This is a genomic window from Arthrobacter sp. P4_F10, assembly GCF_056401435.1.
The window spans coordinates 27,673-44,046 of sequence record NZ_JBFUJJ010000003.1 but is presented as its reverse complement, the minus strand read 5'-3'; the positions used below and the strand labels follow the sequence as shown (position 1 = coordinate 44,046).

Sequence of the window (16,374 nt, the reverse complement as noted above, 5' to 3'; positions counted from 1 at the left end):
CCATGGCAACCCAGACACTCACCCGCCCCGCCCCGCACACCGCCGGCGCAGCAGCGGCCCGAAAACCCCGCAGGAAGATCACGGCCGGCAAGGCCGCCGTCACCGCGGTCGCGGCGCTCCTGGCAGTCTTGTGGCTCGTTCCCTTCGCCTGGGCCACGGTTACCGCCTTCAAGTCCGAGACCGACGCCGCAGCGCCGAAGGTCAGCTGGATCCCGCCGTCGGGCTTTACCGCGGATGCTTTCGTCAAAGTGTTCCAAGACGGCAATATCCCGCTGTGGACGTGGAATTCCCTCTACACCTCGGCCGCCATCACCGCGATCACGCTGGTCATCTCCGCGCTGGTCGCCTACGCCTTGTCCCGCATCGATTTCCGGGGCAAAAAAGTCCTGATGACGGTGATCATCGCCTCGATCATCATCCCGCCGCCAGTGCTGATGATTCCGCTGTTCTATCAGATGGTGGCGCTCCACATGATCGACACGGCCTGGGCCGTCATCCTGCCGCAGGTCATCCACCCCGCCATGGTGTTCGTGCTCAAAAAGTTCTTTGATCAGATCCCGCGTGAACTCGAGGAAGCTGCGGTGATGGATGGTGCCAGCCGGATGCGGATCTTCATTCAGGTCATCCTGCCGCTCTCACGCCCCATTCTCGCCGCCGTCGCGATCTTCGTTTTCATCAGCGCGTGGAACAACTTCCTCTGGCCCTTCATCTCCACGAACGATGGGTCCATCCTGACCCTTCCGGTTGGACTGCAGACCATTAAGAGTGCCTATGGCATCCAGTACGCGCAAAACATGGCATCCGCACTGCTCGCGGCCTTGCCGCTCATCCTGGTCTTCCTGTTCTTCCAGCGCCAGATCATCAAGGGCGTTGCGACCACCGGGCTCGCCGGCACCTGAACCTGACCTCCGATTACTTCCAACGAACCTGTTCAACCAAAAGGAGATACGCCACATGTCCCGCGCACGAATCACCCTGGACCGAGACTTCACCATCGGGGAAGTGCCCCGCCGCCTTTTTGGCTCCTTCGTTGAGCACATGGGCCGCTGCGTTTACACCGGAATCTACGAACCGGGCCACCCGGAGGCCGACGAAAACGGTTTCCGCCAGGACGTGCTCAAGCTCGTCAAGGAACTCGGGGCCACTGTCATCCGCTACCCCGGCGGCAACTTCGTGTCCGGATATAACTGGGAAGACGGGGTAGGTCCCCGGGAAGGCCGCCCACGACGGCTCGACGGCGCCTGGCACACCCTGGAGACGAACGCCTTCGGACTGCACGAGTTCGTGGACTGGTCACGCCAGGCAGGGACCGAAATCATGGAAGCCATCAACCTGGGCACCCGGGGTGTGGATGCGGCGCGCGAGATCGTGGAGTACGCGAACCATCCCGGAGGGACCTATCTGTCGGACCTGCGCGCCAAGAACGGGCATAAGGACCCGTTCAACATCAAGCTGTGGTGCCTCGGCAATGAAATGGACGGGCCCTGGCAGATCGGCCACAAGACCGCGAATGAGTACGGCCGGCTGGCCCAGGAGGCGGCCAAAGCGATGCGGTTCGTGGATCCGGACATCGAACTGGTGGTCTGCGGAAGCTCCAGCTCCGGTATGCCCACGTTCGGAGCCTGGGAACAGACAGTACTGACCCACACCTACGAGGAAGTGGATTACATCTCGTTGCATGCCTACTACCAGGAGCATGAGGGCGACGTTGGCAGCTTCCTCGCCAGCGCAGTGGACACTGACTATTTCATCGAATCAGTCATCGCAACTGCCGATGCCGTCCGCGCGAAGGGAAAGCACAAGAAGACCATCAACCTGTCCTTCGACGAGTGGAACGTCTGGTACCAGCGCGGCCTCGACACCGAGGACCAGCCGCACCAGGTGGCCAAGGCCGGCTGGCGTGAGCACCCCAGGGTCATTGAGGACAAGTACAACGTGACAGATGCCGTGGTCGTCGGAACCCTGCTCAACTCGCTGCTCCGCCACGGCGACCGGGTCAAGATCGCCAACCAGGCACAGCTGGTCAACGTCATCGCCCCGATCCTCAGCGAGGAAAACGGCCCGGCCTGGCGGCAGACCATCTTCCACCCCTTCGCGCGCATGGCCGAACTGGCCAAGGGCCAGATCCTGCGCCTGTCCGTTGACTCGGACAAGTACGAAAATGCGCGGTTCGGCGGCACCGACCTCGTGGATGTCAGTGCGACGTGGAACGAGGAAACGGGCCGGGTGGCGCTGTTCTTCGCCAACCGCGGACTGGAGGAAGCGGCAGATATTGAAGTCGCCCTGCGCGGCTTTGACGCCCGCCAAGTTCTCCGCGCGGAGGTCCTGGAAATACCCGAAGGCGGGGACCGTTTCACGGTCAATACTCAGGGCAGCCCGGACCAGGTGGGGCTCCGGCCGCTGGCAGGGGCGAAGGCGAGCGGCTCCGAACTTCGGGCAACGCTGCCGGCGCTGTCCTGGGCTGTGATTGAGCTGGAGGTCATCAAGAACTGACCACATGCCCGCAGCAGCTTTGGGTGTACTGCCCAGGGAGGTTGGTCAAGCGGCTGATGGGCGGGTGGCCTCCGATTGCGGTGTGGGGCCTGTGGTGATTGTAGTGGTGCAACCATGCCGGGAGGGCGTTTCTGCGGGCTGATTCGCTGACGTAGAAGCGTTTGAATGCCCACCCGTCAGCGAGGGTGCGATGGAAGCGTTCGATTTTTCCGTTGGTCTGGGGCGGTAGGGCCTGGTCTTCTTCGGCTTGATGTTCAGCTCCCGGCAGGTGTCGCGCCAGAGGTGGGATTTGTAGGCTGAGCCGTTGTCGGAGAGAACCCGCTCGACGGTGACGCCGCGGGCGGCGAACCAGGACACGGGCCGCCTGAGCACTCCGACTGCGGTGGCTGCTGTTTCGTCGCTGTGGATTTCGGCGTAGGCGACCCGTGAGTGGTCATCGATGACGGTGTGCACGTAGGCGATGCCGATCAGCGGGCCGCGATGTCTGCTGCGCGGTTTGTCCGGGGTTCCTGCCCGGTTCGCGCCGCCATGTTGCCGGCCGACGTAGCGCCATCCACCGCCGTCGGGGATGTTGCCGAGCTTCTTCACATCCACATGGATCATCGCCCCCGGCGTCTCATGTTAAGCAACTCCACTGTGCAACCGGAGGTCCTCACCTCTGTGTCAACGACTCCAGCGAGTCATCACATTCACCGAACCAACGGCGGCTGGTCAGCGCCCTAGGGGAGCGGCCAAACGCAAGCGGACGACGGCGGGAGGTCCCGCCGTCGTCCGCACTACCTGCACGGCGGCTCAGTGTATTACCAGCGTGCCCTTTCGCACAGTAGCGCTGGCGTGGCTCCAGGTGGAGTGGTCGACGTTTTGTTCCTTTACGCCGAGCTGATTGGCATCGGCATGGCCGCGATTGCAATGAGAAGCAGGTCGAGGTCAGAAGCGGACGCAGTCACAGGTAGCTCTTTACGCTCGCGCGGAGTGCTGCCGTGTGCTCGTAGATCTCTTCCAGCGAGCCGATGGGCACCCGCGTCTCTTCCTTGTTGTCGTCGAAGATGCCGATGTACTTCTGGGTGCGGTTGAAGTGCAGGCGGGCGATCGGCTTGCGGTTGTTGTCGTCCAGCAACACCGCGAAATAGGACTTGGCATCCCTCTGCACTACCCGAGCGGGCTTGACTTCGCTGCAGACGATGGCCCGCACAATCTGGTAACCCTCGATTTCCTCCAGCGTTGTCTCCAGCCCGTCAGCCTCGGCCAGGTCCGCCTCGGCCACGGGTGCGCTAGTCACGCTGGCAGCCACTGCTGCGTCGTCATTCTGCGGGAAGGCCGGGGCGCCGAGAGCCTTCTTCAGCCGCTCGTTCACCTGGTCGTTCAGGAACTGCTTGGACGCTTTCGTCACCAAAGCGGTGAACTGCTCACGCACCTTCTGGGTGTAGGGACCCGAATACACACGACCGGTAAGGAACTTAACCCACTCGTCCTCCGGCTCCTTAAATTGTGCAGCCAAGGTCCTCTTGAGTTCACCGATGTATTTCAGCTCGCCTGCCGCGCTGATGATCGAGTCGAGATCAAAGACTTCCTTGGATAGTTTTTGCAACTCCGGAATGAGGGATTCGTCAATGTCGTTCAAATCGAGCACAAGGAACGGCTTGGCATCCATGCGGTTCGGTGCATCGAGGTCCGTGAAGAATTGGTACACCTCACCGTTGGTAAGGATGGCGATTCTGGCGTTGGTCACAGCAAAGTACCGGAAAAGCTGGGATGCGTGCTCGATTTTCACTGGTTCCGTGGACTTCTTGCACTCGATCAGGATCTGGACCTCGCCGTCCTTGACGATCGCATAGTCGATCTTCTCGCCCTTGTTGAGCCCTACATCCGCGATGAACTCCGGAACCACTTCCATGGGGTTGAAGACGTCATAGCCAAGAATTGTGGAAATGAAGGGCATGATAAAGGCATTCTTCGTTGCCTCTTCCGTTTGGATCACACCTCGCTGTTGGCGCACCTTTGCTGCCAAAGCTGAAAGTTTTTCTGCAAACTCCATTTGTCCCCCTAAAAATTGATAGTGCTGCCAACCGTAGCGCAGCCCTGTGCCAATTTGATGAAAATTGCCCTAGAGGGTGGGATTAGGTTGAGGATCGCAGCCCGCGGCCGAACGCCTCGGCCCGCTGATGCAGGCCACCGTCCCGACGCCTGCCGTCGCGGCGCAGCTCGCCGCCTCCATCACCTTCCTGCCCAGCGACGACGGCACCAACGTCAACGGCGCCATCCTCCCTCCGACGGCGGCTGGTCCGCGCTGTAAAGCCCCTCACCTAAACGCAAGCGGACGACGGCGGGAAGTCCCGCCGTCGTCCGCTGTGAAGATGAGCCCGGGCTCAGTCAGCCCGTCCCCGGTCTGCAGGCGACGAAGAGTCCGCCGTCTCCGGCGCGTCGGCAGCTGCCTGCGCATACGACGCCGAGACCCGGCGGTAGACCGGGGTCAGGAAGGCCAGCAACGCGGCTGCGATCATGATGATGCCGGCCACCAGGAAGATCAGGGCAATACCGCGGGAGGTGCCCTCGCCCAGCAGCGGGGCCAGCTGGGCGGCGCCCTCAGCGGACCGCGCATAGGGGATGAGCCAGAACTGGGCGATCGGGGCAATGAGGAAGGCGGTGATCGGCGCCGCCGCCGACTCGAAGGCCATGGCGAACCCGAACACCCGGCCCTGCCGGGGCAGCGGCACCACCTGTTGGATGACCGTCTGCTCGGCGGCCTCCACAAAAGGAATCAGCACCAGGTACAGCCAGATACCCGCGATGTACAGCCATGCCCACTCCCGCAGCGTGAACACAGCACCGAGGACCCCCATGGCCATAACCGCAATGAGCATGGTGCGCAGCGGATTGGACCCGAGCCCGAACTTGCCGATCAGGGCGCCGCCCACAATGAACCCGGTGGACCCCAGGGCGAACACGGCTCCCCACAGCTCCACGGGGAACATCTCCAGTCCATAGGGATCCATGAGCGCCATATAGACGCCGCCGATGAAGTTGTTGAACGTGGTGAAAAGGATCAGCGCGAACAGGCCTGCAACGGCCAGGACGGCGGCAAGGGACCCGCGCAAGTCGAACGCGCCGTGGGCGTCCGTGGTGGCCACCCGCACTTCCTCCGGCAGGCGCAGCGTGAGCAGGTGCGCGAAGGCAAGGGCAGTGAGCACCACTGCGACGACGACCGTCCAGCCCATGCCCAGCAGCCCGACCGACAGCCCGGAGAGCACCGAGGTGACGATAAACGCCAGCCCCTGCACCATGCCCACCAGCCCGTTGGCGTTAGCCCGCCGGTCCGGCTCGATGAGGATGGTGACTGTGGTGGAGAGGGCGACGTTGCGCATGTTCTCCACCACCGCGCCCACCAGGATGATCACGGCGAAGATCCAAAACCACGGCTGTGTCAGGTCCAGCAGGCTGGCAGCGGGTGTCAGCAGGAACATCACCCCGGCCAGCAGGAACATCACCAGGGTGAAACCAGCGGCGAATCGCATCACGGCCAGCTTGCGGTAGCGGTCCACAAACGTGCCGAAGCTGATGCTGGAAAGGGCAATCAACAGCATGTATGCACCGCCGATCACCCCGGTGGCGATCACGTTGCGCGTCTCCAGATAGACCCAGAACGTCAGGGCAAACCACAGATAACTGGTGGTGATGTTGGCCAGGGCAGTGTTTACCAGGATCCCGGCGAACGTGCGGGACCGCTGCGCCGGACTGCGCAAGGACGTGTCGATGGCGTCGGGATCGGCCGGGCCTGCAGACTCAGCGACCCCGGCAGGTGCCGGTTCGTGCTCGGTCATGCGTCCCAGTTTACTGACAAGCCATGGGCGCGGACCCGGCCACCGCGGGTATTTCGGCTACCTGCTTAGGTGGTGACAGCCGCGGCTGTCCGTTTTGTCTGCTCGGGATGTCGGGTCGGCCGCTCAGGGAAGCGCGTACACGCGGCGGGCGTTGTCGCGTGCGACGAGTTGCACGATCTTGCGGGCATCCGCCTCTGAACAGTCGTCGTCGTCGATCCATCCGCCGACTACCTTGGTGATCGCGTTGCGCCACAGTCTCGCTCCGAGGTAGTGAAGTTCCGCTGGGCCGAAGGCGTCGGAGGAGTAAAGGACTTTTGTGAAGGGGGCCAGCTCGAACGAGCGGGCCACCAGGTCAGGGCTCCGTGCCCCGGTGAAGTTCACGGCAAGGCCCACATCGAGGTAGACGTTTTCAAAGGCGTGGGCCAAATAGCCGGCTTCGCGCTCGAATGGATAGCAGTGGAGCAGCATGATGGGTGTGTCCCGGACGTCGGGGGACCGGAGAAAGTCCAAGAGGTACAGGGGATTGGTTTTGTGGAGGTCCAGGTCGCGGTCCCCGAATCCGACATGGAATTGCAGAGGAAGCTTCATCGACACCGCCGTATGAATCCCGTGGGCAATGAGTGTCACGTCGGTGAGCTTCGCATTGGTGCCGGTGCGGAGGTTCTCTTGCCAACGGCGGGCCGCTTCAGTGACCGCAGCCGGTGTTGGCCGGCTGAGATTCTGGTCGAATCCTGCGCGGTAGGCGAGAACCGTCTTGACGCCCACGGCGCTGCGGGTGAGCTCGTGAAGCCGGTGACCGAACTCTTCAACGTAATCTGCCGGGTTGGCAATCTCCTGGATCAGCGCCTCGGCGACCAGTTCCAGCCGAACGATCTCGTGGGTTCGCCCGCCGGAGACGTCGGCCATGCCGGCCGTGCCGAGGTAGTCAGCGGCATCCAATCCTGTATCGATCAGCCAGTCACTCACCCCGGCAGCGCGGGTCATGCGCCGGCTGACCTCGAGTTCCCCAAGCGCGGAGCGCCGGCTCCAGTAGTCCGCTGGGGAAGCGTGGCGTGGCAAATCAAGAATGCCGCTGCACCAGCGACGGAAGGCGAGCCCGATTTGTGTGTTGTAGGCGTCCTCCGGGTTGGCCAGCGGTTCGGTGTTCCCTTCATTGAGCGAGTTCTGAAAGCGTGCCTCATCGCCGGCGGCGTGAAACGCGCCATGCACGTGGTGATCAATAAGGCTGACTTGTTCGACAAAGTCCGCAAAAGAGCCGCCTGCCATTAGATCGACCAGGCAAGTCGAAAGCGTTCGGCAAGCTCGTCCGGCGAGAGTTCCGCGGAGATTCGCTGTTCGTAGCGCCGGACGGCCACCGTGGCATCGACGATGGCGTCTCCCAGAAGCCCGCGTGCAAGGCGCGACGTGTCCAGCGTGTCGATGATGGCGGCGGGGGAGTCTGCGAGCAGCCGGATATTGGCCCGGTGCCGCTCGTCTTCCGATAGCCGTCCGGGGTCACCCGGGATCTCTGCCGGAAGCCTGCGCCCGCCGCGGATGCCGTCAAGGGAGAGTGCCAGGATGGACGCGGAGGCCAGATACACGTTTGCCGACGGGTCGACGATTTTCACTTCGACGTTGGCTCCGTGCGGATTACTGTTTCCCTCGTTCAGAAAGCGCACCGAGGCTTCCCGGTTTTCCAGGCCCCAGCATAAGTAGGCGCCCGACCACGTGCCAGGTGCCAAGCGGCTTCCGGACAAGACTGATCCCGTGAGAAAACCCTGGACGTCGGGGAGTCCCGCAATGATGCCCCCAATGGCAGCGCCTCCCTCAGCGCAGATGCCGTGCGGTCCGCTGCCGCCGGAGAACAGCGGCATGCCGTCCTTGTGGAGCGAAAAGTGCTGGTGGGCACCGTTTCCGACGGTGCCGGAAAAGGGCAACGGGGAGAACGAGGCCTGCATGCTGTGGGCCCGGGCGACGATGCCAACGATGATCTTGGAAAGGACCACGGTGTCCGCGGCCTGAACCGGCGAAGCAGGGGGAAGGGAAAACTCGAACTGGTTTCTGCCGTACTCGGCGTGGATCTGCTCCATGGGAATGCCGGCATGGTTCAGAACTGACAGCAGATCATCGAGGAATTCCGATTGGTCCAGGAGCCCGGTTGCCCCGTACGGAACCCAGGGCGCGGTTTCCAGCGCTGAACCGTCCGGGGCGACGAGGAAGAATTCAAGTTCGTGGCCCACAAGTGCCTTGTATCCGGCCTCATCGAGGCTGCCGTCGACATCGGCCAGAAGGCCGCGGGCGCAGGCCGGAGACGCGGCTCCGTCCTGTTCGAAAAGGCTGCCTGGTGCCCATGCCCGGCCACCCCGCAGGACACGGAGTCCCGTGATATCGATCTTGAGGCGCATATCGCCAACGGTGGTGATGCTGTCCGTGAACGCTATCCCGCCGTCGATGGTGAAGACATGCCAGACGGGGGCAGCGCCCATCCCGGATTGGTGGAAGGCTTTGAGCCGGGCTAACGGAACGCTCTTGGCCAGCGTGATGCCCGCAGCATTCACCACCGTGCCGATCACGGTGCGGACGCCGGCCGCTTCGAGCTCGCGCTGAGCTTTCGCAACGGCGGATTCGTCGGCTGATGGGTTTAGGGTCATGCGCCTATCATGCGGCGACTCCCCGTCCAATGAAAGGTTCGAAAGATGTGCCCACTTTTGGCTTGCGCCGCTGCCTTCGACGGCGGCTGGCCGGCGCTGTAGGGGAGCGGCACCCCACGCCAGCGGACGACGTCGGGAAGTCCCGCCGTCGTCCGCGACGTCTCCCCTTACTCCGTGTCCGTGGCGGCCCTTTCTAAATGAGCACGCGTCGGGTTTACTGGGGCGCAAGGCTGACACGCAAGACATGGAGGGGGAACCATGAAGCCCAAGGGGACATGGCAAATTGCAGTGGGCTCAATAGCCCTGGCGGCCACGGTGTTCGTCCTGCCGATGCCGTTGTTTGACGTGTTCTCGGGCATCGCAGGACAGGGTGCGGTGGCGCTGTTCGTCCTCGGACTGGGTCTTCTGGTCGGTGGGCTCGGTTTTGTCGCGGTGGGTCTGCACAAACGATCCCGGAACCTGCGAACGGCGCGCAGCTACGACACCAGGGAGCCCTCCTCAGCCGACGAGGACCGGCCGGTCAATCCCCATGCGGTGCCAAATACCTATGGTGCCCTCCCTCCGCCGGGCTAGAAGCGACCCGTTGGATCAGGATCACGACAGGTGAGGATCCCGTGCCAGAGAGCCTGAGCTGTGTATGGCGCGGGATCCTCCCTGTGTAGGCGGTGAAGCCTAGCGGCTGCTCACCTGACCGAACAGCTTCGCGATTGGTGCGAGCACGAGCGGGCGGGCGGCGTACCACCCGGCCGCCGTGACGGCGATTGCGGCCGCGAAGAGCCAGAAGCCGACCCAGTTCACCACGTCGGTGCCGCCGAACATGTGGTTCAGGTTGCGCAGCGCACCGGTCGCGAACACCAGGAACACGTGGATGAGAATGAACAGCACGAAAAACAGCATCGTCGGGAAGTGAATCGCGCGCGCAACCTCCACCGGGTAGATCTTGTTCAGCGCCTTCGCGTCCTTCGGCCAGAACTCGCTCATGCGCACACCAGTGATCGCCGCGAGCGGGGCCGCGATGAACACCACGAGGAAGTACATGAGCTGCTGCAGGCTGTTGTAGTTCACCCAGCCGGTCTCAACGGGCCAGTCGAGTGTCATGTACTGCAGGAGCGCGGAGAGTGTGTTCGGGAACGCCTCCCAGCTGGTCGGTACGATTCGCATCCAGCGGCCCGAGGCAAACAGCAGCACCACAAAGATGAGTCCGTTGGCCAGCCACAGAATATCCAGCGACTGGTGCAGCCAAAGGTTGATGCTGATCTTCTTGCCACCGCGCTTCGGCGTCCAGAACGCGGGTGGCTTCTGCTCAGTGCGCACCTGGTAGCCGGAGCGAATGATGAGCACCATCAGGAAGATGTTGAAGAAGTGCGCCCACTGCGCCCACCACGGGAACCCGGGCTCGGCCGTATCGGGCAGGTCGTACGCGCCGGGGTACTTTTCGAGGAACTCCGACACGCCCGGCAGCGTCGTCACACCGCGCGCGGCGAGCACAAGAATTGCTGCGGCGGCCACGGCGCCGACGGCGAGGAGCACGACGAGCTTGATCCACTGACCCAGGGTGCGCGACCCGTAAAGCCTCGGCTCGGCTTTTGGCCTCACGGGCTTTTCAGTAACGGCAGCCGGTGCCGGTGCCGGCGCGGCGGGAGGGGCGGCGGGGACCGCGGGTGCACTCGCGACCGCCGGCGGCTCCGCCTCGGCAACGGTCTCCACCACACTGGCAGCCGGGGCCGAGGGATGGGCCGGAGCGATGAGTTCGGGCTCCGCCTGCACCGCAGGGGCGGCAGCGGGCGACGGCGCAAGTCCAGCCGGCGGCCACGGCTCGCCGCCCGGCACGCGGGGAAGCCCGCGGCGAAGCGACGTGGTTCCCATTGCCAGTGGGACGGGTGCGGTGGCCGGGGCAACTGCAGTCGACGCTGCTGCCGGCACTGCTTTCTCAGCAGCACCTGCGGCAGCAGCCGTAACAGCAGCTGCGGCCGGCGCGCCTGCGGCGGGAGCCCCGGACAGAGCCGCCACTGATACCGGAACCTCGCCTGCTGGCGGCCAAGGTTCGCCGCCCGGCAGGCGGGGCAGGCCGCGGCGAAGCTGCCGCGGCACCGCGGCGCCGGAGCTCACGGCCGGGACCGGAGCGGACACCGCCGTCGCACCCGGTGCCGTTTCCAAGGCAGCGGCGGCAGCCGCGGGCGCGGGGGGCGCGGCGGCCGCTGGCCCGGCGGTGACCGGTCCCGCCCCTGAATCAGACGCCGGCGCGGCGGCCGTTCCTGCCGTGACAATGCGGGCGGGCGCCTCGCCTGCTGGAGGCCAGGGGTCACCGCCTTCGACGCGCGGCAGGCCACGCCGGATGGACCGAGACTGAGTTGCCATCTTTACTTCTTCCGAGCCTCAAGGGCGCTAATCAGCTGGGGCACAACCTTGAAGAGGTCGCCGACCACACCATAGTCGGCGATCTCGAAGATCGGCGCGTCTGAATCCTTGTTGATGGCGACGATCGTCTTCGCGGTCTGCATGCCGGCCCGGTGCTGAATCGCGCCGGAAATGCCCAGCGCGATATACAGCTGTGACGACACGGAAACCCCGGTCTGGCCGACCTGATGCGACTGCGGGATGTAGCCCGCATCCACCGCGGCGCGCGAGGCACCAACGGCTGCACCGAGGGTATCGGCGAGCTGTCCGACGAGGGCGAACTGTTCCTCCGACCCGAGGCCGCGGCCACCCGCGACAACCTTGGCGGCACCACGCAGCTCCGGCCGCGAGGTGGCGGCAACTGCCTCCTCGAACGAGTCGATCCGGGCGGCCGGCTTCCCGGAGGGCGTCACGGCCAAGGTCTCCGACGCCTGCGGCTGAGCCGTGGCACGTGCATCGACGGAGCCTTGGCGGACCGTAATGACGGGCGCCCCGAACGTGGACGTTGACGTCACGTTGTAGGCACCGCCGTAGACGGAGTGGTGTGCCACGACGCCCTCGTCATCACGTGATACGCCGATCGCATCGGCAGAGATCGCCGCACGCGAACGTGCAGCGTAACGGCCGGCAAGGTCGCGCCCATTCAGGGAATGCGAAATCAGGATCGCGTCCGGCTGCACCTGCTCCACGGCGGCGGCAAGCGCGTCAACGCTCGGCACTCCGAGCGCTGACGGATCCGGCGTCTCGGCGATCAGTACGTGCGCGGCACCGAGGACCGCGGCCTCGGCGGCGCTCCCGGCACCGGGTGCGGCAAGTACCAAGGCAACTGGCGTGCCAACGGCAGCGGCAGCGCCGAAGAGTCCGGGGGCTGCCTTCTCGAGTTCACCCGAAGCCTGGGCTTCTACGACGACGAGGATTGCGTCACGAGGAAAATCAGTCATGTCGTTAGTCCTTAGGCCAGTCGGTTTTCGATGAGGAAGTCGGCGAGCTTCTCGCCGGCATCACCCTCGTCAATGATCTTGACGCCCGCCGCGTGCGGGGGCTTTTCTGCAACGGTCAGCATGATCGAACGCGCCGCGTCCGGGTTGTCGGCCGTGACCCCGAGGTCTGCGAGGGTCAGCACCTCAACGGGCTTCTTCTTCGCGGCCATAATTCCTTTGAAGTTCGGGAAGCGCGGCCCGGGAAGCGCCTCGGTAATGGAAATCACCGCCGGCAGGGTCGCCGATACCTGCTGCACGCCGGATTCAACGGGCCTGGAGCCGGACACCGCGCCGTCGCTGATCTGTACGGAGCTGAGGCCGGTAGCAAGCGGCACGTCAAGCAATTCTGCGAGCATCGCGGGAATCATGCCGCCGGATCCATCGGTGGAGACGTTGCCGGTGATCACAAGGTCAAACTCAACGCGACGGATCGCTGCCGCGAGGGTTTCGGCGGTAAGTCCAAGATCCGCACCCCGGAGCGCCTCGTCGGAGATGTGGGTGGCGCTGCCCGCTCCCATCGCCAGCCCCTTGCGTATCGTTGCCGTCGCACCCTCGGGGGCGAGGGAGAGGACTGCGACCTCAGTGCCCTCGTTCGCGTCGGCGTACGTCAATGCCAGCTCCAAGGCCCGCTCACCGATCTCATCAATGACTGTCTCGCTGGCTTCTCGATCGGCGAGGCCTGTTTCAAGGTTCAGTTTTCGGTCCCCGTACGTGTCGGGGACCTCCTTTACTAGGACGATAATCTTCATCGATGGTTCTTCCTGTGGCGGGCTTGTCTCTACAGAGGAGACGTGTCGGATCTCCATTGAGTCTACGAAAGTGGCGCCCTTCCTGTCGGACAGAGCCCGTGTCGCGAGTTGCGGTGTCTGCTCTTCGTCCTAGGCGGTGCTCATGCCGGAGGTGATCAGAGCCATGACGTTCGAGTCGGCGACGGCCATGGCATCAGGGACTTCGCGGTTCTCCGCCGCCGACGACATCCTCGCGTTTTTCCCGCACACGCAGGGAGAGGCGCCGAAGGAAGAAAAAAGAAACTCCGATTGGTGCGTAACCTTTCGGGGTTCCCCAGCGATTACGGCTTTGTAAGCGCCGCCGGAGCTTGGACCCCCACCAGGCATCCGGCCGGCCTTCCGCTGTAAGTGCTGGTCGGCGCCTGCCCCCAAGATGCGCCGGCCAGCCTTTACGCAACCAAAGGATGGAGGTTTCTTGTGAAGAGTGTTAGCAAGACCGCCGCGTGCTGACCATGCAGGGAAACCAGCTCCGTGCCACGCTCCGCATGGACGCCCCGTTCGGCACCGACCCGCTGGCCTACGCCCGGACGCCGGTCGGCTACGCCGACGAAAACAGCTCAAATATCCCGCGCTCCTACTCCGATCACGTCGCCGCACTGCGCACCGAACGGGCCACCGCAGGGATTCCGTTGCGGGACGCGTGGATGGTGACCGCCGAAGTCTGGATGAACTACCTCTGCACCAACCCGCTGTGCTGTTCTGAGCAGCCCCTGGACGCGATCACCGCCAGCACCGGAAACGCCGCCGTGATCTACGCCGGAAGCAACGTCAGCGGATTCACGGAACCGGCACCGTTCACCGGGGACGCGGGAACCCGCGAAGCCATCGCGGCCTACCGCCCCGATGGATGGCCTGAAGGGCTGGAGAACAGTCGCGACGCGTGGGCCCAGGTGCTGGGGAACCCCGCCACCCTGACCGCCCGGATCGCGCAGGAACTGGCAGGAGCATTCCAGCACCCCACCGCTCGAGACTGCCTGATGACTGACGTCATCACCAGTGCACCGGATCAGTTCACGGCCGTCATGCTTGGAGTGTTCCCTGCCCGCCCGGACTGGGCACGCGTGGATACCGCCCAGGAAGTCGCGTTCGAACTGATGAAGGCAACCCCCGAAGGACAGCGTGCCCCGATGCTGTGCCTGATCGGCTGGCTGGAATGGCTCAAAGGCAAGTCCAGCTTCGCCGCCCGGTACTTCAAGCTGGCACTGGACGACGCCACCGACTACCGCCTCGCCTTGCTGCTGGCCGAACTCGTGAACCGCGGACTCGTCGCTGACTGCGCGCGGAACCCGGAAAAGTCCTACGCCCGCCCAAGAACCGCTAACCGGAGGAACTGAGGCCGGGCCCACACATCAGGGTCCGGCCTTACTCGTCGGAATCCTCCCCAGGTGCGCGCCGGCCTCCGCCACGCCGCCACGCCGCTGCGCCGGCCGCCGGTAACGCTGGCGCAGCCCCAACACCGGCGAATGCGCAGGAACTCCCGCTAGGGTTAAGGACCCCGCCGTCCGACACCCCAGGCAAGGAATCCCAGCTGTGGCCGATGAGATCCGCATGACCGAGGAAGACACCGTCGCCCCTGGCGCCAGCCAGCTCGAGGACGTGCTGGAGCTGAGCCTGCTGACAGCAGGCCCGTCCGCCGGCCCGGCGGACTTTCGCGTAGAAGACCACCGGCTCGAGGAGCCGTAACCCCTGCAGCATCGACGCGGCACCCCAGATTTCCTTTTCCCAGGGTGAAGCGTGGCCGGCGTCCCCGCCCTGCTACCCGTCGCGCACGCCGGGTCAGTCGGCCGGGGCGCCGGACTTCGCAGGAACCAGGTTGATGGGGAGCATGAACGCTGCCACGAGCCCAACGAGTCCCAACACGGCGAGGGTGATCATCGCGAGACCGTACGACCACGTGATGAGGATCGTCCCCGCCACGGCAGTGCCGAGCGATGAGCCCAGGTTCGACACGCTGCGCGACAGGCCGGAGATCTCGCCCTGCAGCTCATCGGGGAAGCTCGACTGGACCAGGTTGACGGACGGGGTTAGCATCGCGCCCACTCCCAGCCCGATCAGCAGAAGCCCGGGGGCGAAGGCCCACGCGGTCGGATTCCCGTTCACCATGGCGACGAGCAAGGCGATCCCGCACAGCGTGACGATGAAGCCGACGATGACCAGGGTGCGTTGCTTGTGCCTCCTCGCGAGCCGCTCGGCAGCGATTGACGAGACCAGGATGCCGGCGGTGGCCGCCGTGAAGATCACCCCGGTCTCGATCGCGTTGTACCCTCGCACGACTTGGAGGTACGCCGACACGACGAATGAGGTCCCCAGCAGGAGGAGCCATTGCACGTTCTGCGTGATGAGACCGAGATTCGATGTTCGATTCCGGAAGAGCCCGGTGGACAGCAGCGGCTCCTCACCCTTGCGCTCCTTGGCGCGCACGTGGATGAAGAACCAGAGCAGCAGCAGCGCGCCGGCAGCCATGAAGACCGCCATCAGCAGCAGGTCGTTGTCCGCCAGCATGATGCCGGTGACGAGGACCACCAGCCCCGCGGCGGAGAGCACAGCCCCCATGGAGTCGAACGGCTTGCTCGGATCCGCGGGCACCGGGTCCTGAACCGCGCGGCGGCTGAGCAAGATGATGATCACGATGATCAGCGCCTGGAAGATGAAAGCCGCCCGCCAGCTGATCGCGGTGCTGATGAGCCCGCCGATCAGCGGCCCCGCGGCCGCCCCGATTCCGCCCATGCCGCTGATCACTCCGAATGCCTTAGCCCGGGAGGTCACGTCCGTGAACAGCATGGTCGTCAGAATGTAGACGGGTGGGATCAGCAGTGCCGTCCCGACACCTTCCAGGATCGAGTTGCCGATGATCAGCACGAACAAGTTCGGCGCCACCGCACTTGTCACCGCCCCGACCCCGTACAGCGAGAGTCCGATGATAAATAGTCTCTTGCGACCCCAGAGATCGGTCAGCTTGCCGCCCGGAATCATCAGCGCGGCCATGACCAGCAAGAAGATCGTGATGGCCGTCTGGATTCCCTCGACGGTTGTGTTCAGATCCTCGCTCATGTCATTGATCATCACGTTCATGTTCGAGCCCGCGAAGCTGCAGATGAACTGCGCCAGGGCGAGCGGCACCAGCACCCTGCCCAGCTCCTGTTTCGTCCGGCCTATGACGACGTTTCCGGCCATTTCGAGCTCCTTTCGAGGTGGCGCGATGCCCTCCGACGGCGGATCGCTGGAGTGCGGGGGTGACCGTCGTTCGTCTCGCCGGGACGGCACACGG

Annotated in this window: 13 protein-coding genes and 1 pseudogene; 5 read left to right on the top strand and 9 right to left on the bottom strand. The window is 64.4% G+C overall.

Annotated features, from left to right (window positions below):
* Window positions 1-2: 2 nt before the first annotated feature.
* A complete protein-coding gene (locus tag AC1DR1_RS05075) occupies window positions 3-899 on the top strand; it encodes a carbohydrate ABC transporter permease (protein WP_229992027.1) in 897 nt (298 codons plus the stop codon).
* Between the two features lie 55 nt (window positions 900-954).
* Window positions 955-2,493 carry an arabinosylfuranosidase ArfA gene (gene arfA / locus AC1DR1_RS05070; RefSeq protein WP_476967026.1) on the top strand — a complete coding sequence of 513 codons (1,539 nt, stop codon included), beginning with the start codon at window positions 955-957 and terminating at the stop codon, window positions 2,491-2,493.
* Here arfA and AC1DR1_RS05065 read toward each other — a convergent pair.
* The 5 genes and pseudogenes from AC1DR1_RS05065 to AC1DR1_RS05045 all read right to left on the bottom strand — a co-directional run.
* Window positions 2,483-3,114 (bottom strand): annotated as a pseudogene (locus tag AC1DR1_RS05065) (integrase core domain-containing protein); the annotation flags it as partial. The gene arfA and the pseudogene AC1DR1_RS05065 sit on opposite strands and share 11 nt — an antisense overlap.
* A gap of 322 nt (window positions 3,115-3,436) precedes the next feature.
* A complete protein-coding gene (locus tag AC1DR1_RS05060) occupies window positions 3,437-4,528 on the bottom strand; it encodes a type I restriction endonuclease (protein WP_364746339.1) in 1,092 nt (363 codons plus the stop codon).
* A gap of 331 nt (window positions 4,529-4,859) precedes the next feature.
* Window positions 4,860-6,311 (bottom strand): MFS transporter, encoded by a 1,452-nt coding sequence (locus AC1DR1_RS05055; RefSeq protein ID WP_476992257.1) that lies wholly within the window; start codon window positions 6,309-6,311, stop codon window positions 4,860-4,862.
* Window positions 6,312-6,434: 123 nt separating this feature from the next.
* Window positions 6,435-7,520, bottom strand: coding sequence for an amidohydrolase family protein (locus AC1DR1_RS05050; RefSeq protein WP_364746333.1), 1,086 nt, complete (start codon window positions 7,518-7,520; stop codon window positions 6,435-6,437).
* A 56-nt stretch (window positions 7,521-7,576) separates the two neighbouring features.
* Entirely contained in the window at window positions 7,577-8,941 is a 1,365-nt protein-coding gene (locus tag AC1DR1_RS05045) for a type I glutamate--ammonia ligase (protein WP_476992256.1), read from the bottom strand.
* A gap of 258 nt (window positions 8,942-9,199) precedes the next feature.
* Here AC1DR1_RS05045 and AC1DR1_RS05040 point away from each other — a divergent pair, with 258 nt between their 5' ends.
* A complete protein-coding gene (locus AC1DR1_RS05040) occupies window positions 9,200-9,514 on the top strand; it encodes a hypothetical protein (RefSeq protein ID WP_364746327.1) in 315 nt (104 codons plus the stop codon).
* Between the two features lie 99 nt (window positions 9,515-9,613).
* Here AC1DR1_RS05040 and AC1DR1_RS05035 read toward each other — a convergent pair whose 3' ends face one another.
* From AC1DR1_RS05035 to AC1DR1_RS05025, 3 genes are read right to left on the bottom strand one after another with little or no spacing between them, the layout of a single operon-like run.
* The gene (locus AC1DR1_RS05035; protein WP_229992019.1) at window positions 9,614-11,299 is read right to left on the bottom strand and encodes a cytochrome b/b6 domain-containing protein; all 1,686 of its coding nucleotides are present in this window, start codon (window positions 11,297-11,299) and stop codon (window positions 9,614-9,616) included.
* A gap of 2 nt (window positions 11,300-11,301) precedes the next feature.
* On the bottom strand, window positions 11,302-12,279 hold the full coding sequence (locus tag AC1DR1_RS05030) for an electron transfer flavoprotein subunit alpha/FixB family protein (RefSeq protein WP_229992017.1): 978 nt from the start codon (window positions 12,277-12,279) through the stop codon (window positions 11,302-11,304).
* A gap of 11 nt (window positions 12,280-12,290) precedes the next feature.
* Window positions 12,291-13,067 (bottom strand): electron transfer flavoprotein subunit beta/FixA family protein, encoded by a 777-nt coding sequence (locus AC1DR1_RS05025; RefSeq protein ID WP_229992107.1) that lies wholly within the window; start codon window positions 13,065-13,067, stop codon window positions 12,291-12,293.
* A 491-nt stretch (window positions 13,068-13,558) separates the two neighbouring features.
* Here AC1DR1_RS05025 and AC1DR1_RS05020 point away from each other — a divergent pair, with 491 nt between their 5' ends.
* Window positions 13,559-14,440 carry a DUF4192 family protein gene (locus tag AC1DR1_RS05020; RefSeq protein ID WP_229992106.1) on the top strand — a complete coding sequence of 294 codons (882 nt, stop codon included), beginning with the start codon at window positions 13,559-13,561 and terminating at the stop codon, window positions 14,438-14,440.
* Window positions 14,441-14,636: 196 nt separating this feature from the next.
* A complete protein-coding gene (locus tag AC1DR1_RS05015; protein WP_229992015.1) occupies window positions 14,637-14,789 on the top strand; it encodes a hypothetical protein in 153 nt (50 codons plus the stop codon).
* Window positions 14,790-14,882: 93 nt separating this feature from the next.
* Here the strand turns inward: AC1DR1_RS05015 and AC1DR1_RS05010 are convergent, their stop codons facing one another.
* Window positions 14,883-16,280 carry an MFS transporter gene (locus AC1DR1_RS05010; RefSeq protein WP_229992014.1) on the bottom strand — a complete coding sequence of 466 codons (1,398 nt, stop codon included), beginning with the start codon at window positions 16,278-16,280 and terminating at the stop codon, window positions 14,883-14,885.
* Between the last annotated feature and the right edge of the window lie 94 nt (window positions 16,281-16,374).